Annotated in this window: 23 protein-coding genes; 14 read left to right on the forward strand and 9 right to left on the reverse strand. The window is 35.0% G+C overall.

Features of this window, described 5'->3' with window-relative positions; genetic code table 11:
- The first annotated feature begins 82 nt into the window (after nucleotides 1–82).
- The 3 genes from KCG49_RS14330 (at nucleotide 83) to KCG49_RS14340 (ending at nucleotide 4866) form a co-directional block, all read left to right on the forward strand.
- Nucleotides 83–2500 (forward strand): glycoside hydrolase family 31 protein, encoded by a 2418-nt coding sequence (locus tag KCG49_RS14330; RefSeq protein WP_218547472.1) that lies wholly within the window; start codon nucleotides 83–85, stop codon nucleotides 2498–2500.
- An 81-nt stretch (nucleotides 2501–2581) separates the two neighbouring features.
- A complete protein-coding gene (locus KCG49_RS14335) occupies nucleotides 2582–3415 on the forward strand; it encodes a M48 family metallopeptidase (RefSeq protein WP_218547474.1) in 834 nt (277 codons plus the stop codon).
- 65 nt (nucleotides 3416–3480) lie between these two features.
- Complete coding sequence (locus tag KCG49_RS14340) at nucleotides 3481–4866, forward strand: MFS transporter (protein ID WP_218547476.1); 1386 nt, start codon at nucleotides 3481–3483, stop codon at nucleotides 4864–4866.
- 98 nt (nucleotides 4867–4964) lie between these two features.
- Here the strand turns inward: KCG49_RS14340 and KCG49_RS14345 are convergent, their stop codons facing one another.
- The 4 genes from KCG49_RS14345 to KCG49_RS14360 form a co-directional block, all read right to left on the reverse strand.
- The gene (locus KCG49_RS14345; protein WP_218547478.1) at nucleotides 4965–5681 is read right to left on the reverse strand and encodes a head GIN domain-containing protein; all 717 of its coding nucleotides are present in this window, start codon (nucleotides 5679–5681) and stop codon (nucleotides 4965–4967) included.
- A gap of 132 nt (nucleotides 5682–5813) precedes the next feature.
- The gene (locus KCG49_RS14350) at nucleotides 5814–6902 is read right to left on the reverse strand and encodes a hypothetical protein (protein ID WP_218547480.1); all 1089 of its coding nucleotides are present in this window, start codon (nucleotides 6900–6902) and stop codon (nucleotides 5814–5816) included.
- Nucleotides 6880–7440, reverse strand: a complete 561-nt coding sequence (locus KCG49_RS14355) for a coiled-coil domain-containing protein (RefSeq protein WP_218547482.1) — start codon at nucleotides 7438–7440, stop codon at nucleotides 6880–6882. The genes KCG49_RS14350 and KCG49_RS14355 overlap by 23 nt, the downstream gene beginning before the upstream one ends.
- A gap of 11 nt (nucleotides 7441–7451) precedes the next feature.
- Nucleotides 7452–8003, reverse strand: a complete 552-nt coding sequence (locus KCG49_RS14360; protein ID WP_218547483.1) for an RNA polymerase sigma factor — start codon at nucleotides 8001–8003, stop codon at nucleotides 7452–7454.
- Nucleotides 8004–8233: 230 nt separating this feature from the next.
- Here KCG49_RS14360 and lon point away from each other — a divergent pair, with 230 nt between their 5' ends.
- The 4 genes from lon (at nucleotide 8234) to cmk (ending at nucleotide 13398) form a co-directional block, all read left to right on the forward strand.
- Entirely contained in the window at nucleotides 8234–10687 is a 2454-nt protein-coding gene (gene lon / locus KCG49_RS14365) for an endopeptidase La (RefSeq protein WP_218547485.1), read from the forward strand.
- Nucleotides 10671–11438 (forward strand): LysM peptidoglycan-binding domain-containing protein, encoded by a 768-nt coding sequence (locus KCG49_RS14370; RefSeq protein WP_218547486.1) that lies wholly within the window; start codon nucleotides 10671–10673, stop codon nucleotides 11436–11438. The genes lon and KCG49_RS14370 overlap by 17 nt, the downstream gene beginning before the upstream one ends.
- A 149-nt stretch (nucleotides 11439–11587) precedes the next feature.
- Nucleotides 11588–12622 (forward strand): type IX secretion system protein PorQ, encoded by a 1035-nt coding sequence (gene porQ / locus KCG49_RS14375; protein WP_218547488.1) that lies wholly within the window; start codon nucleotides 11588–11590, stop codon nucleotides 12620–12622.
- A gap of 92 nt (nucleotides 12623–12714) precedes the next feature.
- Nucleotides 12715–13398, forward strand: coding sequence for a (d)CMP kinase (cmk, locus tag KCG49_RS14380; protein ID WP_218547490.1), 684 nt, complete (start codon nucleotides 12715–12717; stop codon nucleotides 13396–13398).
- A 66-nt stretch (nucleotides 13399–13464) separates the two neighbouring features.
- Here the strand turns inward: cmk and KCG49_RS14385 are convergent, their stop codons facing one another.
- Nucleotides 13465–13842, reverse strand: coding sequence for a LysM peptidoglycan-binding domain-containing protein (locus KCG49_RS14385; protein WP_218547491.1), 378 nt, complete (start codon nucleotides 13840–13842; stop codon nucleotides 13465–13467).
- A gap of 287 nt (nucleotides 13843–14129) precedes the next feature.
- Between KCG49_RS14385 and rpsA the strand changes: the two genes are divergently transcribed.
- The 5 genes from rpsA (at nucleotide 14130) to KCG49_RS14410 (ending at nucleotide 18882) form a co-directional block, all read left to right on the forward strand.
- Nucleotides 14130–15965, forward strand: a complete 1836-nt coding sequence (gene rpsA / locus KCG49_RS14390; protein ID WP_218547493.1) for a 30S ribosomal protein S1 — start codon at nucleotides 14130–14132, stop codon at nucleotides 15963–15965.
- Between the two features lie 168 nt (nucleotides 15966–16133).
- The gene (gene pyrR / locus KCG49_RS14395) at nucleotides 16134–16673 is read left to right on the forward strand and encodes a bifunctional pyr operon transcriptional regulator/uracil phosphoribosyltransferase PyrR (protein ID WP_218547495.1); all 540 of its coding nucleotides are present in this window, start codon (nucleotides 16134–16136) and stop codon (nucleotides 16671–16673) included.
- A 34-nt stretch (nucleotides 16674–16707) separates the two neighbouring features.
- Nucleotides 16708–17637 carry an aspartate carbamoyltransferase catalytic subunit gene (locus KCG49_RS14400; RefSeq protein WP_218547496.1) on the forward strand — a complete coding sequence of 310 codons (930 nt, stop codon included), beginning with the start codon at nucleotides 16708–16710 and terminating at the stop codon, nucleotides 17635–17637.
- A gap of 3 nt (nucleotides 17638–17640) precedes the next feature.
- Entirely contained in the window at nucleotides 17641–17973 is a 333-nt protein-coding gene (locus KCG49_RS14405) for a ribonuclease Z (RefSeq protein WP_218547497.1), read from the forward strand.
- Nucleotides 17974–17976: 3 nt separating this feature from the next.
- Entirely contained in the window at nucleotides 17977–18882 is a 906-nt protein-coding gene (locus KCG49_RS14410; protein ID WP_218547498.1) for a ribonuclease Z, read from the forward strand.
- On the opposite strand, the gene KCG49_RS14415 is transcribed toward KCG49_RS14410, so the two are convergent.
- Complete coding sequence (locus KCG49_RS14415) at nucleotides 18879–19292, reverse strand: hypothetical protein (RefSeq protein WP_218547499.1); 414 nt, start codon at nucleotides 19290–19292, stop codon at nucleotides 18879–18881. The two genes, KCG49_RS14410 and KCG49_RS14415, sit on opposite strands and share 4 nt — an antisense overlap.
- Before the next feature lie 79 nt (nucleotides 19293–19371).
- On the opposite strand from KCG49_RS14415, the gene pdxH reads away from it, so the two are divergent.
- On the forward strand, nucleotides 19372–20019 hold the full coding sequence (gene pdxH, locus KCG49_RS14420) for a pyridoxamine 5'-phosphate oxidase (protein ID WP_218547500.1): 648 nt from the start codon (nucleotides 19372–19374) through the stop codon (nucleotides 20017–20019).
- Nucleotides 20020–20216: 197 nt separating this feature from the next.
- Nucleotides 20217–20714: a CAP domain-containing protein gene (locus KCG49_RS14425; RefSeq protein WP_218547504.1), complete on the forward strand. Its 498-nt coding sequence runs from the start codon at nucleotides 20217–20219 to the stop codon at nucleotides 20712–20714.
- Between the two features lie 399 nt (nucleotides 20715–21113).
- Here KCG49_RS14425 and KCG49_RS14430 read toward each other — a convergent pair whose 3' ends face one another.
- The 3 genes from KCG49_RS14430 to KCG49_RS14440 form a co-directional block, all read right to left on the reverse strand.
- Nucleotides 21114–23018, reverse strand: a complete 1905-nt coding sequence (locus tag KCG49_RS14430) for an OmpA family protein (RefSeq protein ID WP_218547505.1) — start codon at nucleotides 23016–23018, stop codon at nucleotides 21114–21116.
- Between the two features lie 12 nt (nucleotides 23019–23030).
- On the reverse strand, nucleotides 23031–23966 hold the full coding sequence (locus KCG49_RS14435) for a PorP/SprF family type IX secretion system membrane protein (RefSeq protein WP_218547506.1): 936 nt from the start codon (nucleotides 23964–23966) through the stop codon (nucleotides 23031–23033).
- Between the two features lie 9 nt (nucleotides 23967–23975).
- On the reverse strand, nucleotides 23976–25290 hold a 1315-nt coding region (locus KCG49_RS14440; protein ID WP_218547507.1), incomplete at its 5' end, for a T9SS type B sorting domain-containing protein.

The following is a 25290-nucleotide window of genomic DNA, read 5'->3' on the forward strand; positions in this document are numbered from 1 at the left end:
TTCGTGCTAATTAAAGTTTTAAAGGTTTTTTTACCTGCAATTTTTTCCGTTTTTTTACAAGCAATTTTACACAAATCTAACTATGATTGTAAATACGGAATTAGAACATAAAGGAAATTTATTCCCTTCTAAAATAATAGATTTTAAAAAGGATGTAGATACCTTGTACTTTTCTACAGATAATGATGTTGTGCTACAACTTACTGTAGTTCGAGATAGTGTTTTACGCTTTAGGTATACCACTATTGGTAGCTTTGGTAATGATTTTTCTTATGCCATTACTAAGTATGCAAGCACGGGCTATAATAAGTTAGAAATCGAAGAAAAAAAGGGCCACTATGAAATTACCACATCAAAATTACGATGCGAGATTTCTAAAGAAAGTCTTAGGGTTTCTATATATGATGTTAAAGATAACGCTTTAATCAATCAAGATGAATCTGGTTTTCATTGGGAAGAAAATTATCAACATGGTGGAAATATTGTAAAAATGAGCAAAGTGTCCAACGATGGTGAGAGCTATTATGGACTTGGCGATAAACCTAATCATCTGAGCTTAAGGGGTAAACGCTATACCAATTGGGTAACAGATTCTTATGCTTACGGAAAAGATACTGACCCTATCTATAAAGCTATACCGTTCTATACAGGCCTACATAGTGGCAAGGCCTATGGTATATTTTTTGACAATACCTTTCAAACCAGTTTCGATTTTGCAACCGAAAGACGAAACGTAACAAGCTTTTGGGCACAGGGAGGCGAGATGAATTATTATTTCTTCTATGGGCCAAGGATGAATCAGGTTGTGGAAAGTTACACGGATTTAACAGGAAAGCCTCATTTATTGCCGCCACTATGGGCCTTAGGATTTCATCAGTGTAAATGGAGTTATTATCCCGAAAGTAAAGTTAAAGACATTACATCTACATTCAGAAAATTGCAGATTCCGTGTGATGCTATTTATTTAGATATCGATTACATGGAGGGGTTTCGTTGTTTTACTTGGGACAAAAATCATTTTCCAGATCCAAAACGTATGGTCGATGAATTGGCAGCTGATGGTTTTAAAACCGTTGTCATTATCGATCCAGGAATTAAAATAGATAAAGACTATTCCGTTTTTAAGGAAGCCTTAGACAAAGATTATTTCTGTAAGCGAGCTGATGGAGACTATATGAAAGGAAAGGTTTGGCCTGGTGAGTGTTATTTCCCAGACTTTACAAATCCTGAAGTCAGAGAATGGTGGTCTGGACTTTTTAAGGAACTTATTGAAAAAGTGGGTGTCAAAGGAGTTTGGAACGACATGAATGAGCCAGCCGTTATGGAAGTGCCCAACAAAACCTTTCCTGATGACGTGCGCCATGATTATGATGGCAATCCATGTAGCCACAGAAAGGCGCACAATATTTATGGTATGCAAATGGCAAGGGCTACATATCAAGGTGTAAAACGATATTCTTATCCAAAGCGACCGTTTGTTATTACACGTGCCGCATATTCTGGGACACAACGTTATACGTCGACCTGGACAGGAGATAATGTTGCTACTTGGGAACATTTATGGATTGCCAATATTCAAGCACAACGAATGGCAATGTCTGGTTTTGGTTTTGTGGGAAGTGATATTGGCGGATTTGCCGAACAACCACAAGGAGAACTATTTACACGTTGGATTCAGCTTGGCATTTTTCATCCGTTTTTTAGGGTACATTCTTCAGGTGACCACGGAGATCAAGAACCATGGGCTTTTGGTGAAGATGTCACAGAAATTGTTAAAAAGTTTATCGAAATTAGATATCAGTTACTCCCTTATTTATACACTGCGTTTTGGAATTATGTAGACCATGGAACTCCATTGTTAAAATCTTTGGTGTTGTTCGATCAAGATGATGTGCATACCCATTACAGAACTGATGAATTCATTTTCGGTGAACAGATTTTAGCTTGCCCAGTATTAGAACCTAATGCAAAAGGTAGGCGCATGTATGTACCAAAAGGTAATTGGTATAATTTCTGGAATGATGAAGTCATAAAAGGAGGTAAGGAAATGTGGGTAGATGCAGATATTGACAGCATGCCAATCTTTATTAAAGAAGGGGCTATAATACCTAAATATCCTGTACAGCAATATGTTGGTGAAAAGGAAATTAAAGAAATTACATTAGATGTCTACTATAAAGAAGGCAAAGAAGAGAGTGAATTATACAGTGATGCTAATGATGGTTATGATTATACAAAAGGCAGATATAGTCTTAGAAACTTTACGCTTACTGGCCGCACAAATGAATTGATTATCAGTCAGTATAAAGAAGGGAAGTTTGTAACACCTTACGATACTTTTAATATTCAACTTCATGGGTTGCCTTTTGATATTGTAGAGGTTCAATTAGATAATGAAAAGATAGACCCTAAAAGTTTAAAAGTAAACGGTATAGAGTCCATTGTTGTGGATAAAAATTTTTCTGAATTACACATTTTGGGAAAAGAGTTAAAATCCTAGTGACTTGTTAATTATATTGGTGTCATATAAATACGGACTGATTTTTGTATTTTAGTAATTATATAATTAAAACCATTAGCTATGAATATTAAAAAAGCGATATTAACTATAGGCGTTATTGTTATTGTGTCTTGCGCAACAAATCCGTTTACGGGTAAAAAAACAATGGCGTTTGTATCTAATGACACATTATTCCCTTCTTCATTTGCACAGTATAATCAAGTATTAAGTGAAAATAAGGTTATAACTGGTACCAAAGACTCAGAAATGATTACCCGTGTTGGCCAGCGTATAGCAGTTGCTGCAGAGCGTTGGTTAAATGCTAACGGACATCAAGGCTATTTAGATGATTACAAATGGGAGTATAAACTCATAGAATCCGAACAAGTCAATGCTTGGTGTATGCCAGGTGGAAAGATTGCATTTTACACTGGCATTCTTCCAATAGCACAAAACGAAACAGGAATAGCGGCAATTATGGGACATGAAGTTGCACACGCACTGGCAAACCATGGTCAGCAACGTATGAGTTCAGGAATGCTACAACAAGCAGGAGGTGTAGCAGTGGCGGTAGCCACAGGAAGCCAAACAGCTGAAAAGCAACAGATGTGGATGCAGGCTTATGGATTGGCAAGTAATGTCGGTGGTATGTTACCTTTTAGTAGAAGCCATGAAACCGAAGCTGATAAAATAGGAGTTATCTTAATGGCTATAGCTGGTTATAACCCGGACGAAGCTGCTGAACTATGGAAGCGTATGAAAGCAAATAGTGGAGGACAAGCACCACCAGAATTTTTAAGCACACACCCAAGTAATGACTCAAGGATTGAAAATTTACAGCAATTAGCACCAAAAGCGAAAGCTGAGGCTAAAAAATTTGGGGTTACTTCATTTAGGCCAATAAATCCATTATAGGTTAATAATATTTAACTATTTTAGAAGCTGCTCAATTATAGGGGCAGCTTTTTTAATTAAATATTATGGGGGAACTTAAAAAAGGAAGCAAAAAACTTCTCAATGCATGGGCGTTTTATGATTGGGCAAACTCGGTATATACGCTGACCATTGCTTCTTCAATATTTCCAATTTTTTATTCGGCATTATTTATCTCTGAAATTAAGAAAGTTACAGCTTTTGGATATGAGTTTAAAAGTACTGCGCTCATCACTTTTGTAACAGCATTTACATTTTTGGTTGTAGCTATTCTATCACCAATTCTTTCAGGTATTGCTGACTATGTTGGTAACAAGAAAAATTTCATGAAATTCTTTTGTTATGTAGGCTCAGCAGGTTGTATAGGTTTATATTGGTTTAGCATAGAACCAGAAAGAATTCACCTAAGTCTTTTGTTCTATTTTATGGGACTCATAGGTTATTGGGGAAGCTTGGTATTTTATAATTCGTATTTGCCAGATATTGCTTATCCAGAACAACAAGATAGTATTAGTGCAAAAGGATTTAGTATGGGGTATTTAGGTAGTGTGCTATTACTGATAATTAATCTTGCCATGGTTATGAAACCAGATTTGTTCGGTTTTGATATAAGTATTTCTTCAACCATCATGGAAAATGGAACTGAAGCAGAAATAGCTAAAGCTTTAGAAGAAGCTAAAAATAGTGCATCTTTTGAAGCTATGAAGGTTTCATTCATAACTGTAGGTATTTGGTGGGCACTCTTTAGTCAGTACACATTTTATGTTTTACCTAAAGGCGTATCCTCTGGTCATAAAGTAACAAAATCCATTATTTTTAACGGCTTTAAAGAGTTAAAAGGGGTTTGGAATGAGTTAAAGGAAGACCTCAGGTTAAAACGTTATCTCTATGCGTTTTTTGTGTTTAGTATGGCTGTTCAGACCATTATGTTGGTAGCTGTGTATTTCGGTGAAGAAGAAATTGCTTGGGGAGATGATGATGCCAAAACCATAGGGTTAATCGTTAGTATTTTAGTAATCCAAGTTGTAGCAATTGTTGGAGCAATTTTAACATCTAGAGCTTCATCAAAGTTTGGAAATATTAAAACACTTATTGCTGTTAATTTTATTTGGATGGCATTGTGTTTTTACGCCTATTTTATGGAAACTCCCATTCAGTTTTTTATTGCAGCTTCATTGGTTGGGTTGGTAATGGGTGGTATTCAATCGTTAGCAAGATCTACATACTCTAAGTTTTTACCAGAAACAGAAGATACCACATCTTATTTTAGTTTTTATGATGTTGCAGAAAAGATAGGTATAGTTATAGGAATGCTTATTTATGGTTTTATAGACCAAATAACAGGCAGCATGCGAAATTCTATTCTATTCTTATTCGTGTTCTTTTTGCTGGGTATTATTTTACTTTTTAGAGTGCCGAAGCAGGCATCATGATTTGTCTGTTTTACTTAAGCAAATGTCATATTTTTGGTTATTAAAACAAAAAGGACAAGCAAATACTTGTCCTTTTCAAATTTTGGTTGATTTAACTATTAATTACTCACGCTACCTGAGCCTGAAATTTTAGTGTCTTTATTAGTAGGTTTACCTGAATACCTAACATCGCCTGAACCAGAGATTCTAGCTTTTAGATTACCATTGCAAACCACATTTGCATCACCTGAGCCAGCTATTTTTACAGTTACATTGACACTACCTAAATCCTCACCATCAAAATCACCAGACCCTGCAATTTTCGTGGTTAAATTTGTTGTAGAACCACTTAAGTGTATATCACCAGAGCCTGCAATACTACTTTCAATTGAATTTGAATCCACTCTAAGATCAATATCACCAGAGCCTGCTAATGACACATCAAAATCATCTGCTTTAATAGTACCAGAGTTTTCAATATCACCAGAACCTGCTAATGAAACTAATTCAATAGACTCGTATGGCACGGTTACAACTATAGTTTTTGTAGGTTTAAGGTTAACACCATCTTTAGTTTTAACCACAAGTTTCCCACCTTTTACTTCCGTAATGATATATTCCATAAGATTGGCATCTCCTTCAATAGTAATTTCTCCTTCTTTGCCTTCTACCAATTTAAAGTCCATAGATCCAGCTGCCTTTAGACCATCGTAAGATCCTGTTGATCTTGTTGTGGTGGTAATGTTGCCATCACCCTTAATTTTTTTCCATTGTGCATGTGTAGTTGTGGCGCATAATAGAAATGCTAGCACTGTAATTGATTTTAAAAGTTTCATCGTTCTAATTGTTTGGTTTTGTTCGTTTTTATTGATTGTTCTATTTATATACTCACTGCTAAATCGAGTGAGAGATTTTCTGTCATTCTATATTTGTGACACAGAGTGCACTCGAAGTGACATCTATTGTAATTATTGCTGTTTAAAGCTTACGCTTCCATACTCAGATTTTATCCTTACCATATTACCGGAGCCTTTGGCGCCGTGATATCCATTATATTTTTTGTCTGAGCCATCAACCTCTTTATTTGTAAAATTAAAATTATCGGAATCGCGCAACGATGCATATTCTAAGTCAATATCAAAATCAAAATTATAGCCTGCATCATAACCAATGGTTATTCCTGTAAATTCTGAATTAATGTCAATATTTTGTGCTTTAGAAGCCATTCGGTCTATTTTTAAAGATCCGTAATCAGTTCTAATTCTTACATTTTTATATACGTTGCCTAGCCTTAGTGAAAGATAATCACCATTGCCATCCAAATTGTTGACATTCTCAACTTTTAAAGACCCATAATCACAAACATATTCTACATTTTCAGCAACTTCAACCACAGATTTGGTATAATCTGCATTGATTTTTAAATTTTCAGCCTTTGCTACAGTAAACCCACTATAATCTGCATAAATTTCCCCACTTTTTATATATTCAAAATAACTATGGTTAGTGTAATCGAATCTAATTTCATTATTGTCGGACATGAGTTCTTTAGTTGTAATTTTCCCATAGTCACAGGTGATTTTTGCCTTACCTTCTAATCGGTCTAAGCTAATAGAGCCATAGTCATTGCTTATGTCTACATTACCAGATATTGGCATTTTAACAATGTAATTAATTTCTAATTTTAAGTTCATTTTTTTTCCCCAACTCCACCAATTCTTTTTGTTCTTTTCAATCTTTGTGATTGCTGATACCAAATCGCTACTAGATGAGAATTCTATGTCTATTCGGTTTAATCTGTCCTGTACTTTTTCGGCATTGTTTCCTGTAACTCTTATGGTGATATTAAAATCAATTTTATTTTGGTCCCAAGTTATAATATCTAAGTTTCCAAAACTATTATTCACCTTTAAGGTAGCGTTTGAAGATACATCAAACGATTTTTTAATATTTCGCTCTTTGGTTGTTTTCGCAGCTTCTATTTCTGTGTTGGCTAATGCTATAAATGGCATTAGCAAAATCAATAGAGCTAATCTAAATTGTATTTTTTGGTTCATTGCTGTTGTTTTTTAATTGTTTAATCGTTTCGATTTGTTCTAAAACGGTATTTAAAATGTCAATTCTATTTTGAAAATTGTTGACCATGGCATAGATTACACGTTGGTCTTTATTACTTTTAGTTAAATCGTTTTTTAAATTTTGATATTCTTTTTCTAATAAATCTATTCGGCTTATGGCATCGGTAATAATCTGCTCTGTTAAAGGGGAACGCTCGTTGTTCAACTTTTTTAATTCAGCTTCAATAGTTGCTGTAAAGAAATCTTGAGTTTCGGACATTTCTGATGAAACACTCGCTAAATCTAATGCTTCTGGTTCACTTTGCGCAGTGGTGAATACTGCAAAGCAGATCACTAAAGACGCTGCAATAGCCAAGAAAGATTTCCAGTTAAGGCTAAATTTTTCAACATCAGTTGAGGCAGTCTCATTAGCTTTCAGCTTTTCCAAAAACCGATTTTCATGGCCTTCACCAAGTTCATTGATATCAAATTCACCCTTAAGGTTATTAAATAATTCGTCTATGTTATCGTTTTGCATAACTTTTTAGTTTAGGCTGATTGCATTAGTTTTTTACGTAAACTTTCTTTTGCCCTAGAAATTAATGTTCTACAATTTGCATAAGAAATATCCATAATGTCACAGATTTCTTCATAATCGTAGCCTTCAATGAGATGTAGAGTCAAACCCATACTATAGTTTGGTTTTAAGGTTTTCATTACGCTCATTATTTGTTTTACTTTATCTGTGTTTTGGCTACGCTCTTCAATGCCGTTGTCGTCTTCAACTTTGTACACTACCGTTTCTAGAGGCACTTCGTTTTGCTTAGCAGCTTTGTTGTAGTGCGCAATACTATTATTCACTACAATTCGTTTTAACCACGCACCAAATAATTTGGTATCCTCTAGTGTATTCAGTTTTGTAAATGCCGTCAAAAAAGACTCTTGCATTATATCCTCAGCCTTAAAAGAATCCTTAATAATCCTTAGGGCTGTATTATACATGGCTTTGTTATATCTATTGTAAATTTCCAACTGTGCATGTTGGTTACTAGATTTACAAAGCAATAGTAACTGTTCGATATCTTGATTGGTTGATTTCAAAAAACAATTGCTTTACTCCATAGATGAAAGGTTTCGCTAAGTGTTACAGTTTTGATAAAAAAACTTTTAATTTTTTCTAAAGGTAATGGCATAACAATTGAATTTATATAGGTGTGAATAACTTTGAATATCTTATAAACTATTGATATTCAATATAAAGTTAAATATTAATACATTTAAACAAATGCCAGACTGTGAGTATTTAATGACAGAATGGCTTAAACTATAGCATGGCAAAACAAAAAATTTTAGGACTTGACAGTTTGTCATTTCAGGATTTTGATGAAAATTCAGAACTAATTCCATTGATGACCCCTGAAGATGAAGAATTGATTAATAGCGAATCTTTACCAGAATCTTTACCTATTTTACCGTTGAGAAATACCGTATTATTTCCAGGTGTGGTGATTCCGATTACAGCAGGTAGAGATACATCGATAAAACTCATCAATGATGCTAATAAGGGAGGGAAAGTTATTGGTGTCGTATCTCAAAAAGATGAAGCGGTTGAAAATCCAACGGCAAAAGATATATACAAAACTGGTACGGTAGCACGAATTTTAAAAGTGCTTAAAATGCCAGACGGAAACACTACAGTTATTATTCAGGGCAAGAAACGTTTTCAGGTCAATGAGGTCATTGCTGAGAAACCCTATTTAACTGCGACAATTTCTGATTTATCTGAAGTCAAACCTACTGTCGATAATGAAGAGTTCAACGCAATTATTGATTCTATAAAAGATTTATCGCTCGAAATTATAAAGGAAAGCCCAAACATTCCTACCGAAGCTACTTTTGCCATTAAGAATATTGAAAGTAACTCGTTCTTAGTGAATTTTGTGTCTTCTAATATGAACCTTAAAGTTGAAGAAAAGCAAGAACTATTGAAGATCAATGATCTAAAGGAACGCGCCCTTCAAACTTTAAAATACATGAACCTTGAATATCAAAAGCTAGAACTAAAGAATGATATTCAAAGTAAGGTGCAGAGCGATATGAACCAACAACAGCGTGAATATTTCTTGCATCAACAAATGAAAACCATTCAAGAAGAATTGGGTGGAGGAGTGTCTTCTGGCGAGGAAATTGAAGACATGAAAGCTCGTGCCAAGGAAAAACTTTGGGACGAAAAGGTAAAGACCCATTTTGATAAGGAATTGGCAAAAATGCAACGCATGAATCCTCAAGTTGCTGAATATTCCATTCAACGTAATTACCTAGACTTGTTTTTGGATTTGCCTTGGAATGAATTTAGTGAGGATAAGTTCGATTTAAAACGTGCTATGAAAATCTTGGATCGCGACCATTTTGGGTTAGACGATGTAAAAAAACGAATTATAGAATATCTAGCAGTCTTGAAACTTCGCAATGACATGAAATCTCCGATACTTTGCCTGTACGGACCACCAGGTGTTGGTAAAACATCGCTAGGTAAGTCTATCGCCGAGGCTTTGGGCAGAGAGTATGTGCGAATTTCATTAGGTGGATTACGTGACGAAGCCGAAATCCGTGGACACAGAAAAACCTATATTGGTGCAATGCCAGGGAGAATCATTCAAAGTTTAAAAAAGGCAGGAACATCAAATCCGGTTTTCGTTTTGGATGAGATTGATAAGTTATCGTCTGGTCATCAGGGAGATCCATCATCTGCAATGTTAGAAGTATTGGATCCAGAGCAAAACAATGAATTCTATGACAATTTCTTAGAGATGGGTTATGACTTGTCTAAAGTGATGTTCATAGCAACGTCCAATAGTTTAAATATCATTCAGCCTGCATTACGAGATCGTATGGAAATTATAAACGTAACAGGCTATACTATAGAAGAGAAAGTTGAAATTGCCAAACGCCATTTGTTGCCAAAACAATTAAAAGAGCATGGTCTTGATACTTCAAACCTTAAAATAGGAAAACCACAATTAGAAAAAGTAGTTGAAGGTTACACACGCGAATCTGGTGTTAGGGGATTAGAAAAGCAAATTGCAAAAATGGTACGTTATGCTGCTAAAAATATTGCGATGGAGGAGGAGTACAATGTTAAAGTTTCTAACGAAGATGTAATTGAGGTTTTAGGAAGTCCCAGACTAGAGCGCGATAAATATGAAAACAATAATGTTGCTGGTGTGGTAACGGGCTTGGCTTGGACTAGAGTAGGAGGCGATATTTTGTTTATAGAATCAATACTGTCAAAAGGAAAGGGAAATCTTTCTATTACGGGTAACCTAGGAAAAGTGATGAAGGAATCTGCAACCATTGCTATGGAATATATTAAAGCCAACGCAGATAAATTTGAAATCAATACTGAAGTATTTGATAAGTACAACGTTCATATTCATGTTCCTGAAGGGGCAACTCCAAAAGACGGGCCAAGTGCAGGTGTTACAATGTTAACTTCTTTAGTATCTTTGTTTACACAGCGTAAAGTAAAGAAGAGTTTAGCAATGACCGGTGAAATTACATTGCGAGGAAAAGTTTTACCTGTAGGTGGAATAAAAGAAAAAATCCTAGCAGCCAAACGTGCTCGTATCAAAGAGATATTACTTTGTGAGGATAACAAACGTGATATTGAAGAAATTAAACCAGAATACCTAAAAGGCCTAACTTTTCATTATGTTAAGGATATGAGTGATGTTTTAGATGTTGCCATAACGAACCAAAAAGTTAAGAATGCGAAGAAACTTTAAGCTAATCTTGTCGTTTGTTGTTGTTTTATTGGCTGGGGCACTCGCCTTTAGTCAGGAAGACAATAAGATAGAATACAAGGATGTGATTTTGGATGGAAAACCTGCAAAATTAAATGTTGCTACTGGCGAAATCACTTTTGTTAATCCAAGCGATAAAAAGAAACCAGTTAAGCTTGAAGACAACGTTGCCAAACCTGAAAAAGAAACTAAAGTAGTAGTAGCTTCAAATCCTAAAGTAGATGATTATTACGTTGTTAAAGAAGGTGAAACACTTCTAGAAATTGCCAATCGTAACAACACCACTTTAACAGAACTAAAACGGGTTAACAATTTAGAAACCACTTTGGTTAGTGAAGGGCAACGATTACGAGTACGCAATTTTGATGTCGTTGAAACTGAACCCAAAGTCTTGCCGATTGTAAAAACAAATGAGAATCATTCCGAATTTCATATTGTAGAACCTGGCGAAACACTATATAGTTTGGCTAAGCAATATGGTTTAACGGTAGATAAATTGAAACAACAAAATGGTTTAATATCCAATACCATAAAGGTTGGGCAGAAACTCAATATTTTAGAAACAGACTTAGATCAAGAACTTGGCCATATATCTGTATGGACAGTTTCAAATGGTGATACTTTATACAGTATTGCCAAAAAAAATGGAACTACGGTTGAGCAAATTAAAAGCTTAAATGGGTTAACGAGCAATCTCATTAAAATTGGGCAAAAACTACAGTTAGGACAGTAAAGGACTTGTCTCACGAAAACTCTTGTGTATTTTGAAATATAAATCAATTTAACAGTCAGTTTGACGAATTTGATCAAAATACAAAGCTGGTTAAAAATAAAAAAATCATATCCTCGTTTTAAGATAGATTTAGTTATTTTGCAAAATCTATGATTAAGAGGATTACCAACTTATTTTTCTTGCTGTTGGCATTACCAATGTTTGCACAATTGGGTGGTGAGTCTACGTATCAATTTCTTAATTTGGTATCCTCTCCAAGGCAAGCAGCTCTTGGTGGTAAAATCATAACTAATTTCGATTACGATGTTACAGAAGCCTTATACAATCCTGCATCAATCAATTGGCAAATGCACAACCAACTAGCTGTAAATGCTTCAAGTTATTTAGGTGGCATTACATACGGAACTGCTGCGTATGCTTATACTTGGGATAGGCATGTTCAAACATTTCATTTTGGCGTAACCTATATCAATTATGGTACGTTTGATGGTTATGATGTCAATGGCAATGCCACAGGAAGCTTTACCGGTAATGAAGCTGCAATTTCAGCAGGATACAATTATAATATCCCATTTACAGATTTTTATGTTGGTGCGAATGTAAAGGTTATCACCTCATTATTAGAGCAGTATAATTCTATTGGTGGAGCTGTGGATATAGGTGTAATGTATATTAATGAAAAGTTAGATTTTCATGCGGCATTAACGGTAAGAAATATAGGTACTCAATTCACCACTTATGCTGGTCAAAATGAGCCATTACCTTTTGAAGTTAATTTTGGAATGTCACAAACTTTAGAAAATGTACCGATTCGTTGGCATTTGACTTTAGAGAATTTGCAACAATGGCCAATCGGAGTGTCAAATCCGGCTAGAGCAACAACAGATTTAGATGGCAATCAAACACAGGAAAAAGTTGGTTTTTTCAACAATGCACTTCGTCATTTAATTTTAGGGGCTGAATTGTGGCCAGAAAAAGGATTCAATCTACGAGTGGGCTATAACTTTAGACGTGCCGAAGAATTAAGAATTGAAGATCAGCGCAATTTCTCTGGTATTTCTGCTGGAATTTCCATAAGATTAAACAAGTTACGTTTTAGTTATACCCATGCCAGATATACAAGCGCAGCTAACACTAGCTTTTTCGGACTTCAAATAGATTTAGACAACAGAAGATGGAGATAGAAAGGGTAGGTTTTTAGTCCGATGATTATATCTAAAGATGGTCTAAAAAAGTGGTCTTGGTATACATTTATTATTTAAACTATGTATAAAGTATGAACAAAATTGTTATTGCTATAGACGGATTTTCCTCAACAGGAAAGAGCACTATCGCCAAACAATTGGCAAAGCAGCTCAACTATATCTATGTGGATACTGGCGCTATGTATAGAGCTGTAACCTATTTTGCACTAGAAAACAATTTAATAGGTGAAGATTTTTTTCATTCTGAAACATTAATCAAAAAGCTCGATGATATTCATATTACATTCAAGTTTAATGAAGCCTTAGGCTTTGCTGAAGTTTATCTTAATGGCGAACATATAGAAAAGGAAATTAGAACTCTAAGAGTATCGCAATATGTGAGTCCTGTTGCCACTATTTCCGAAGTACGTCAAAAATTAGTAGAGCAACAGCAACTTATGGGCAAGGACAAAGGTATTGTAATGGATGGCAGAGATATAGGTACTGTGGTGTTTCCAGACGCAGAACTAAAAATATTTATGACAGCTTCAGCAAAAACCAGAGCGCAAAGACGTTACAAAGAATTACTTGAACGTGGACATAATTTGAGTTATGAAGACGTTTTAGAAAATGTTACTACAAGAGATCGTATAGATTCCACAAGAAAAGATTCCCCTTTGGTAAAAGCTGAAGGCGCTATTGAAATAGATAATTCGGATTTAACTATAGAGGAACAGCTCGACAGTATAATAAAATTAGTTAATGCTATCACATAAAAAAAGCGACCTTCGATTACTGAGCGTAGCCGAGGAAGTCGCTTTTATAATTTTCAAACCTTTTGATTATAGATTAGGAATGATTAATTCCTGATCTGGGTGGATTAAATCCGGGTTCTTAAGAATATCCGTATTGGCTTCAAAGATGTCTTTGTACTTCATAGCATCACCATAATAGTGCTTGGCTATTTTTCCTAAAGTTTCACCAGAAGTAACTGTGTGTCTAGCATAAACAGATTCGTCAGCCACCTTTATATCCGCCATTATATCTGAAGGATTATCACCGCCAGCGGCTTTAATAGCATCCCACAATAAGTTTTTTTCATATTGCGTTTTTGCAGTTCCCCAAATCTTCAATTTTCCATCTTCTACTTTGACATCACCATCTTGAATATCTAATGTTTGTCCTAAGTCTAATACCCCTTGGTATTTTTCTCTAACCATAATTATTGTTTTTAATTTTAGTGTTAATACGTATTGTAAATATACCAAATTATATGCCAAAATTTAACATTTATGGCATCAATCTTTGTACTGTTTGTTATGACACTGGCTTTATCAAAATGTCACATCGTTTAGCATTTGGTTTTCAGAATAATATATACTACTTTTGCAGACCTTTTTAGCGACAAAGAAAATATAAAAGGATTTATAAAAACAAAACAAACACTTCTACAGCCTAATCGCTTTATTTTCTATAGGTTAGTAGAATACAAATTTTTATTCAGCATATGTCTGAAAAAGAAACACAACAAGTTGAGGTTGAAACAACCGAGGCAACTACAGTTGAAGCTCCAGTAGTCTCTGAAGCTCAAGCAAATCCAGAAAAATTCTTAAAGGAGTTCGATTGGCACAATTACGAAGAAGGTATTGAGCAAGTAGCGGACACTAAATTAGAAGAATTTGAAAAATTAGTATCTGAAAATTTCGTTGACACTTTAGATGATGAAGTTGTAGAGGGTGAAGTGATTCACATTACCGATAGAGATGCTATTATCGACATCAATGCAAAGTCTGAAGGTGTAATTTCTCTTAACGAGTTCCGTTACAACCCAGATTTAAAAGTTGGTGACAAAGTAGAGGTATTAATTGATGTACGAGAAGATGCAACAGGTCAGTTAGTATTATCTCACAGAAAAGCTCGTGTCATCAAGGCATGGGATCGCGTAAACAACGCACACGATACTGGCGAAATTGTAAATGGTTTTGTAAAATGCAGAACTAAAGGTGGAATGATCGTTGACGTATTTGGTATAGAAGCATTCTTACCAGGTTCTCAAATCGATGTGAAGCCAATTAGAGATTACGATCAGTATGTTAATAAAACTATGGAATTTAAAGTGGTTAAAATCAACCACGAATTCAAGAACATAGTCGTTTCTCACAAAGCACTTATTGAGGCTGATATTGAGGAACAAAAGAAAGAAATCATTGGTCAACTAGAAAAAGGACAAGTCTTAGAAGGTACTGTGAAAAACATTACGTCTTATGGTGTGTTTATAGATCTTGGTGGTGTAGATGGTTTAGTTCATATTACAGATTTATCATGGTCTCGTATCAACCATCCAAATGAGATTGTTGAGTTAGACCAAAAACTTAATGTTGTAATCCTTGATTTTGATGAAAACAAATCGAGAATTCAATTAGGTCTTAAGCAATTATCTAAGCACCCTTGGGAAGCTTTAGGTGAAGATGTAAAAGTTGGTGATAAAGTAAAAGGTAAGGTTGTTGTAATTGCAGATTACGGTGCATTTGTTGAGGTAGAAGAAGGTGTAGAAGGCTTGGTTCACGTTAGTGAAATGTCTTGGTCAACACATTTACGTTCAGCTCAAGATTTTGTATCTGTTGGTGACGAGATTGAAGCTCAAATCTTAACTTTAGATAGAGAAGATCGTAAGATGTCTCTTGGTATCAAGCAATTAACGCCAGATCCATGGACCGATATTACATCTAAGTATCCTGTAGGTTCTAAGCATACAGGTGTTGTACGTAACTTTACAAACTTCGGTGTTTTTGTTGAGTTGGAAGAAGGTATTGATGGATTAATCTATATCTCAGATTTATCTTGGACCAAGAAAATTAAACACCCATCAGAGTTCTGTAATGTAGGTGATAAGTTAGATGTCGTAGTGTTGGAGTTAGACGTAGAAGGACGTAAATTATCTTTAGGTCACAAACAAACTACTGAAAACCCTTGGGATAAGTACGAAACTGAGTTTGCTCTAGGTACTTCCCACACTGCTGCTATTACAGAAATAGTGGATAAAGGAGCTACAATAGAATTCAACGATGATATTACGGCTTTTGTACCACAGCGCCACTTAGAAAAAGAGGATGGCTCTAAACTTAAAAAAGGTGAAGAAGTAGAATTTAAGATCATTGAGTTCAATAAAGAATTCAAAAGAGTGGTAGCATCTCATACTGCAGTATTTAGAGAAGAAGAAGCTAAAATCGTTAAGCAAGCTGTTAAGAAGGCAGAAGCGCAAGCGGCAGAAGCTAAACCAACTTTAGGTGATGCAAACGATGCGTTACAAGCACTTAAAGATAAAATGGACGGGAAGAAGTAATCTTGTTCCTGCGCAGGCAGGAATCTCATCCTAATAAATCAAAAAGCCTCCCGATTTTCGGGAGGTTTTTTTATTGCATTTGTTTTGTACATTATGACTTTGCGAGAAAAACATTGCAATCCACAATTTTTCATTTAACTTTGCCCAACAATAACGTTAGCATACTACATGAGTCAAAAAGTATTACTTAACTCTAAGGAAGTCAATATAATTCTACATCGATTGGCTTGCCAACTTATTGAAAGCCACGATGATTTTTCTGAAACCGTATTGATCGGGATACAGCCACGTGGTAAGTTTTTAGCGGACCGTTTGGCGGAGATGCTAGCTAATGACTACGGGATTAAAAATATTCAGTTAGGCCATTTGGATATTACTTTTTTCAGAGATGATTTTAGACGTAGCGAAAAACCGTTAGAAGCCAATACAACAGAAATAGATTTTATAGTAGAAGATAAAAATGTGGTCTTTATAGATGATGTACTGTATACAGGCCGTAGTATTAGATCTGCATTAACAGCAATTCAATCGTTCGGAAGGCCAAATAATATAGAATTGTTAACATTAATAGACAGACGCTTTAGTCGGCATTTACCAATACAGCCTAATTATAAAGGGCGGCAAGTAGATGCAATCGACAACCAGAAGGTAAAAGTCAATTGGGTTGAGAATGAAGGAGAAGATGCGGTATATTTAATTGATAAATGATAAAAGCCAAGAACCGAAAGCTAAAAGAAATAAAATGAGCGAACTAAGTGTAAATCACTTACTGGGAATTAAATATCTTACCAAACAAGATATAGAATTGATTTTTGAGACAGCAGATCAGTTTAAAGAGGTTATCAACAGACCGATTAAAAAAGTCCCTTCACTTAGAGATATAACGATAGCCAATCTGTTTTTCGAAAACTCCACACGTACAAAGTTATCTTTTGAATTGGCCGAAAAACGACTTTCAGCAGATGTTATTAACTTTTCGGCTTCACAATCTTCAGTTAAAAAAGGTGAGACTCTAATTGATACCGTAAATAACATTCTATCGATGAAAGTAGATATGGTTGTAATGCGCCATCCTAACCCGGGAGCTGGTGTGTTTTTATCCAAACATGTCGATGCGAGTATTATAAATGCAGGTGATGGTGCACATGAGCATCCTACACAGGCCTTGTTGGATTCCTACTCTATTAGAGAAAAATTAGGTAGTGTAAAAGGCAAAAATGTCGTTATTGTTGGAGATATTCTGCATAGTAGAGTAGCACTTTCAAATATTTATGCCTTACAACTACAAGGTGCTAATGTAATGGTTTGTGGACCAAAAACGTTGCTTCCAAAATACATTAAAGAACTTGGCGTAAAAGTTGAAACCAATCTTAAAAAAGCATTGGAATGGTGTGATGTGGCCAATATGCTCAGAGTTCAGAACGAGCGTATGGATATTAGTTATTTTCCAACCACAAGAGAGTACACACAACAGTTTGGGGTCAATAAAGAATTGTTGGACGGTTTAGACAAGGATATTGTAATTATGCATCCAGGGCCAATAAATCGCGGAGTAGAGATTACGAGTGATGTGGCGGATTCTAAACAAGCCATAATTTTAGATCAGGTAGAGAATGGAGTAGCCGTGAGAATGGCTGTTATTTACTTATTGGCTGCTAAAATTAAACAGTAAAGTATGATTGTAGATAGAGACGGAAACATAACTATAATTGCACAAGAGAAGGCTTCAGTTAAAACCTTGGTAAATAACATAGAAGTTGGCTATCATAAGTACAAAGACTATCATCTTATCGTAAGATTATCTAGTCTCGAAAAGATTCAATTAGAAGATGTCATTGAATTTTTACGCCTCAGTAATAATCACCGTAGTGCGAAAAAATCTTTTGTAATTGTAACAAGTCAAGCAGATTTAGACCAAATGCCAGATGAGTTGGCCATCGTACCGACCCTACAGGAAGCCTATGACATTATTGAAATGGAAGATATTGAACGCGATTTAGGATTTTAATATATGAAGCTGACCATACTAGGCTGTCATAGCGCAACACCACGTACCAATACCAATCCGACATCCCAAGTTCTAGAAATAAAAAACCACATGTTTTTAATTGACTGTGGTGAAGGTACCCAGGTAGAATTAAGACGAAATAAAATCAAGTTTTCTAGGATAAAGCATATCTTCATTTCTCATCTACATGGAGACCACTATTTCGGATTGGTAGGTTTGGTAAGTACGTTTCGTTTATTAACCAGAGAAACTGAACTTCATATCTATGGGCCAAAAGGATTAAAAGAAGTTATTACACTTCAATTAAAATTATCCGATTCTTGGACAAATTATCCTTTGATCTTTCATGAGTTGACCTCAAAGGATTCAGAATTGATTTACGAGGATAACAAAGTTGAAGTACATACTATTCCTTTACATCATCGCGTATATACCAACGGATTTTTGTTTAAAGAAAAGGAAAACGAACGTAAGTTAGATATTAACGCTGTATTAAATGCCAATATCAATATGGCTTATTACCGAAAGCTAAAGCAGGGTGCAGATGTAGAGAATGACGACGGTATTATAATTAAAAATGAAATGGTCACAAAAGACCCATCTCCATCTCAAAGTTATGCTTTTTGTAGTGACACGGTTTATGATGAAAACATTGTACCTTTAATAAAGAATACAACAGTACTTTATCATGAATCTACATTTTTAGATAAAAACGAGGATCTTTGTGAGCGTACCAAACACAGTACTGCAAGACAAGCAGCTATAATAGCCAAAAAGGCAAATGTGGATGCCTTAATTTTGGGACATTTTTCTACACGTTATAACGGTTATGAAGAGTTTAGATCTGAAGCAAAAGAGGAATTTGACAACGTCTTGTTGGCAGAAGACGGAAAAACATTTGAATTTTAATTAAACTCATTAAGGTTTTTGACCCAATTAATAGCTTCACCTAGGCTATGCGCTCTTTTTAAAGGTATTGCAGCCATTTGCTTTTCAATATTTGCGTTTATATAAGTAGAATCTCTATAGCTCACAATTGATGCAGCTATAAAAATACTATCATCTTTATCAAAATAAGACCAAAGTACAGGATCAATAGAGTAGGCATTCACACGGTTTGAAATATATGCCAAGGTTTTATGATTGCCATAATGAGATCTTAGTGATGTTAAGAGCGTTTTGAGTTTGTCCCAATTAAAGTGCTCTCCTTCATTAACTTCCATAATAAAAAAATCGTCACATAAATAATAAGAACCAAAATCTAAAACTATTTTATCATAATTTAGTGATTCTGAAAAAGGTGAATTTTCAAAGTGCATGTTAGGGCAAAATTTGTTAGGGACTCAAAGCTACACTTTTTTTGACAGAAACAAAATATTGAATTAACTTCGTAGAACTATGGAAAAAGACCTAAGCAATTATAGAAAATCTTACGAAAAAGGAGAACTTTTATTGAACAATGTACCAGACAATCCGATAGAGTTGTTTCGTGATTGGTTTATAGAAGTCGATACGCATTTTGATGTAGAAGAAGCTAATGCCATGACCATTTCTACCATTGGCTTAGACGGTTACCCAAAAAGTAGGGTAGTGCTGCTTAAAAAGTACACATACGAAGGCTTCATATTTTATACAAACTACAATAGTGAAAAAGGTAAGGCTATTAAAGCAAACCCAAATGTATGTTTGTCTTTTTTTTGGCATTCAGCCGAAAGACAAATTATCATTAAAGGGCAAGCCGAAACGATTGCAGAAAACCTAAGTGATGGCTATTTTGAATCGCGCCCAAGAGGTAGTCAATTAAGTGCTTTGGTGTCTAATCAAAGTGAAGTGGTTACAGATAGAGCAGAATTAGATAATAAGCTAAAAGCTTTGGAAGCAAAATATGAAGGCAAGGATATAGAACGGCCAGAATATTGGGGAGGATTTATTGTAAAACCCATTGAATTAGAGTTTTGGCAGGGTAGACCCAACAGACTTCATGATAGAATTCGCTATAAATTACAAGACGATTATAACTGGAATATAGAGCGGTTGTCTCCTTGATTATCGTTTATATTTTATCGATGAAGGACATTTTTTAACCGATGAAAACCATTTTTTTGCTTCAAAATTGTGTATTTCATCGATTTTTTGCATAAAAATACGACAAAACACATGTATTTCATCGAATATCCATAGAATTTCTTTTTTTTTTACGAGTAGGTGCCTAAATTAGTAATCCCAAATCTAAAACCCTACTTATGAAATTGACTAAACTATTGCCATTTTTGGCTATCGTTACCCTCTTAGGCTTTACATCTTGCTCTACTGACAGTGCTGCAGAAGATCAAATTGATTCTATAGAAGTTCCGGTTGCACCACAAGCAAAACAGATTGAGATTGAAATCATGGAGCTAATTAATATACACAGAATTAATGAGGGGTTAAATCCATTAAGCGATCACCGTACAGTCAAAGCTGTGGCGTTTACGCATACAGATTATATGGTAGAAGAAGATAATGTATCTCACGATAACTTTTTTCAGAGAAAACAAAGCTTACAGATTAATGCAGACGCTAATATAGTTTCAGAGAATGTAGCTTATGGTTTTAATTCTGCGGAATCTGTAGTTAATGCTTGGTTAAATAGTCCAAGCCATAAGGATAATATTGAAGGAGATTATACAGATTTTGATATATCTGCCGAACAAAATGATGAAGGGAAGTGGTATTTTACCAATATTTTCATTAAGCGCTAAACCGCATAAAAAGTTGATTAATAGCCAAAAAAAGCCACAACAAAAGTTGTGGCTTTTTTATTAGTATATAGTTTGGTATTCTAGCCAATTTAATGGTTCAGATAGAGTGTTGAAGTTAAATTCTAAATGTATAACACGTCTTCTCTTATTGTTGGTCGTTTTTGTTTGAGGCGTTTAATAACAAGGGTTTTATTAGCTTCATTCCACTTTATTTAGGTTCATAATTTTTTTTATTTTAAAGTTTATTTAAATCTGAAATATTTTATTCATAATCCATAGGAATAATAAAAGTAGTACATGCTATTTATATGAAGAATAATTTAGGATTTACTTAATCATTATAAAATAAAAAACAAGCCCAACTGAGCTTGCTTTTACTTAAGTAATTTTGAAAGTAAATTATTCGTTAACAATGTAGAAATAAGAGCGTCTGTTTAACTGGTGCTCTTCCTCGGTACACTTTACACGGTTGGCGCATTTATTTAGCAGTTGTGTTTCACCATAGCCTATGGCACTTTCTATTCTACTGGCATCAATACCTCTCGAAATAATATAATCTCTAGTAGATTTTGCACGTCTGTCTGAAAGCTTCATGTTATATCTATCGCGACCTCTACTGTCTGTGTGCGATTCAATTTTAATAACCATTTCTGGATGTTTGCGCATCACATCTACAATATTTTCAAGTTCATACTGGGCATCAGTTCTAATGTTAGATTTATCAAAATCAAAGAAAATAGGATTGATAACGATTTGGTTATCAATGATAAGTGGCTCTAACTCTAAATCTATGGTATTTACATGTTCATTATCGTCTGTAGTTGTGATTGTTTTCTGATTATCCTTATAATCAGGTTTGCTACCAGCAATCGTATACGTCTTATTACAATCTACCGTAAATGTGTATGCACCATCATTATTGGTTATTACTTCTTCAAGTACTTTCCCTGTCTCATCAATCAACCTAACTGTAACGCCAGTAAGAATAATATTGGTTTTACTATCTCTTGCAACACCAGCAATTTCTTCTTTACATTGTTGTGCGTTAAAACTATAAATATCGTCACTTCCTTTACCATTTGGTCGGTTAGATGAAAAATAACCTTTATTGGTGTCGGAGTTTACAAAGAAGGCAAAGTCATCATAACCACTGTTATATGGAGCTCCCATATTCTCTGGGTCATTACGGTTACCTTTTAAGATATTCGATTTAAAAATATCCAATAATCCTAAATTTAAATGTCCGTCTGAAGAAAAGTAGAGCGTACTATCTTTTGCGACGTAAGGAAACATTTCTCGGCCTTCGGTATTTACTTTCTCACCAAGATTTTCAGGTTCACCATAAGAACCATCATCATTGATCGCAACCGAATAAATATCGGATTGACCCAAGCCACCCTCACGGTCCGAAACGAAAAATAGTGTTTTGTTATCAGGACTTAAACTAGGATGTCCCGTGGAAAACACATCGTCGTTAAATGGAAGTTCTACAATATTGGTCCATTGCCCGTCTTCTAATGATGCTTTATAGAGTTTAAGGTGTGTCGTTCCTTTTTTATCATACTTCAATCGATTACGTTTGCTAACATTATCTCTTGTAAAATAAAGCGTCTTACCGTCATTGGTTATGGTGACTGAGGCTTCATGGTATTCTGTATTGATATCATCTGATAAAAGTTCTGAAACCGAGCCGTAACTTATAACTCCATCGTCATCTTTTAATGTTACTTGGTATAAATCTAAAAAAGGCTCTTTGTTCCAACTGTAGACTTTACCCTTATCTTCTCTAGCTGAAGCAAAGTAGAGTGTATTGTCAGAAATATACGATCCAAAGTCAGAATTTTCAGAATTAAATGGCATGTTGTCAATTTTTACAACGACCTCATTTTTTGAAGTCAACTTTGCGTATAAATCAACTTCATCGGGATTGTAGCCTTGTAATCTACTATCACCTTGCTGTGCAGCGCTTAGTTCCTTAAACCATTTATCAGCTTCTTCATAATTGCCAATACTTCTTAATGATTGAATGTACTTGTATAAATACTCTGCATCTATTTTTTTATGCTCTTTTAAGGCTTCTGCATACCATTGAGCTGCCTTTTCAGAATTAGAATTATTATAATAGGCATCTCCAAGGCGTGTGAGTACATGTGCGCTTTTGTCACCGTTCTCAACAGCTTTTTCGTAGAGTTCTATAGACTTTATATAACCATAATTCTCAAAAAACTTATCTGCTAACTTCGTTTGGGCATATGATAACGAACAGCTTATAATAAGAATGAGAGCTAATAATCTTGTCTTCATAATGCGTTTATTTTAGAAGTATCTTGGGGATTTTATTCGTTTACTCTTAAAGACTTCGAACATCAGTAATACTTCGTGTGTACCACTTGTATAAGGTCTTATATCTGAAATTGGATATTCATAGGCATAACCAATTCGCAATTGTTTTGAAACTTGAAAGTCAGCAATACCGCCAATTGCTGCTGCGGATTCGTTTATTCTATAACCACCACCAATCCAAAAAGTTTCATTAAATAGGAAATTTGCTGAAATATCAAAAGATAATGGGGCACCGTTTGTAGCTTTCAATAAAACAGAGGGCTTTAATTTTGTTGTTCCGCCTAAATCAAATACATATCCACCAGTGATGTAATAACTAATACGTTCTAAAGCGACATAATCTAATGTGCCTTGTCTACCATTATTATAATCTGTATTAAGAATCCTTGGGGCAGAAAGTCCAATATACCAAAGTTGAGAATGCCAATATAAACCAGCACCAACATTTGGACTCCAACGATTAGAGACATCATTAAAAAATGGATCATTTACAACTGAAGGATCGTTTAGCAATTCCTCATCTAAATTATAGTGGGTAAAACCACCTTTAAGACCAAAAGCTAATTTTGAATTAACTCCCGTTTGGATGGTGTATGAAAAGTCGCCATAGATGTAAGAGAAATTTTCGTACCCTAATTTATCATTAATAAATGAAAGTCCTAAACCAATCTTTTCATTCCTTAATGGTGTATGAACTGATAAGGTCTGAGTCTCAGGGCCACCTTCTAATCCCACCCATTGGCTCCTGTGTAAACCAACGGCACTGAAGGTTTCTCTACTACCTGCATATGCAGGATTAATAGAGATGGTATTGAACATGTATTGCGTAAATTGAGGCAATTGCTGTGCAAAGGCAGTGGAAACACTCAATAAAAGTATAGCAATACTTAAAGTTTTTGATAGCTTCATCGGTTAAGTTTATTTATTCGTTGCTACGTAAATTGGACCAGCAAATGGTTTCAATCCACTATTTCTTAAATTAATTATATAATAGTAAGTTCCTGTTGGGACTTTTCCTGAACTTCCTACAGAAGATCCGTGTGCATCTCCATTCCAATCATTTTGATAGTTATTGTTTTTGTAAATCTCAGCTCCCCAACGATTGAATATCTGTAACTCTATTACAAAACCACAATCTTCAACACCACTAATGGTAAAGAACTCATTATAGGCATCTCCATTGGCCGTTACGGTTTTAGAAATCACTACATCTTCTTCACCACATGGTAATACTACACAATCATCATCTATGGTAACATTGACTTCAACTTCTTTAGGACATGGGCCTTCTGTTATTGAGTACATAAACGTGTAAACACCTACATCAACAGTCGAAGGATCAAATAGGCTTCCGTTTATTGTGGCATTACCAGAAACTACACTCCACGTCCCATTCATATCAAAATCACCAGATAATAAATCGAATAAGTCAAATTCTATGTCCAGTACACAACGGCTACTGTCAAAAGCATTGATAATATTGCTCAACTCTACCGAAACGGTTTGTACAAATTCGGCTTCATTACCACAATCATCTGTGACAGTCCATGTTCTAATAATTTCATAATCTTCAAAATCATTTTGTTGTGTCGAAACTTCGTTGAAGTCAACATTAATATTATTTGAACATTCATCTTGGAATACTAAATCTGGCACAGCAGGAATATCATCACAAGCTGCTGTTATATCCTCATCAAATGGTGTTACTAAAGTTGGAGCAGTAGTATCTCTAACAGTAATGATTTGTGTATGTTCTATTTCATTGTTACAGCTATCAACTGCTTTCCAGGTACGTTCTATAATTTGATCACCTACACATGCACCATTTGTAACTTCTTCCTCAAAATCTACCGTAGCATCACCACAATTATCAGAAGCAGTCAGTGTTTCTGCAGTTGGAATTGCATTACACTCTACATCTATATCTGCAGGTAATGCTTCGTTGAACGTAGGAGCTGTAGTATCTATAACTGTTATGGTTTGTGTATGTTCAATACTATTTCCACATGCATCTGCGGCTGTCCAAATTCTTACTAGGGTGTATTCATTTTCACAACTACCAGTCATCGTATTCTCAACTACGGTAATAGTTGCGTTTCCACAATTATCTGTTGCTGTAATTGTTTCTACGGTAGGAATGACATCACATTCTACAGTAACATCTTCTGGTAACACAACATCAAACGTAGGTGCCGTGGTATCGACCACGTTGATGGTCTGTACAAGTGTAGTC

It is taken from the genome of Winogradskyella luteola (assembly GCF_019203985.1).
Lineage (GTDB): Bacteria > Bacteroidota > Bacteroidia > Flavobacteriales > Flavobacteriaceae > Winogradskyella > Winogradskyella luteola.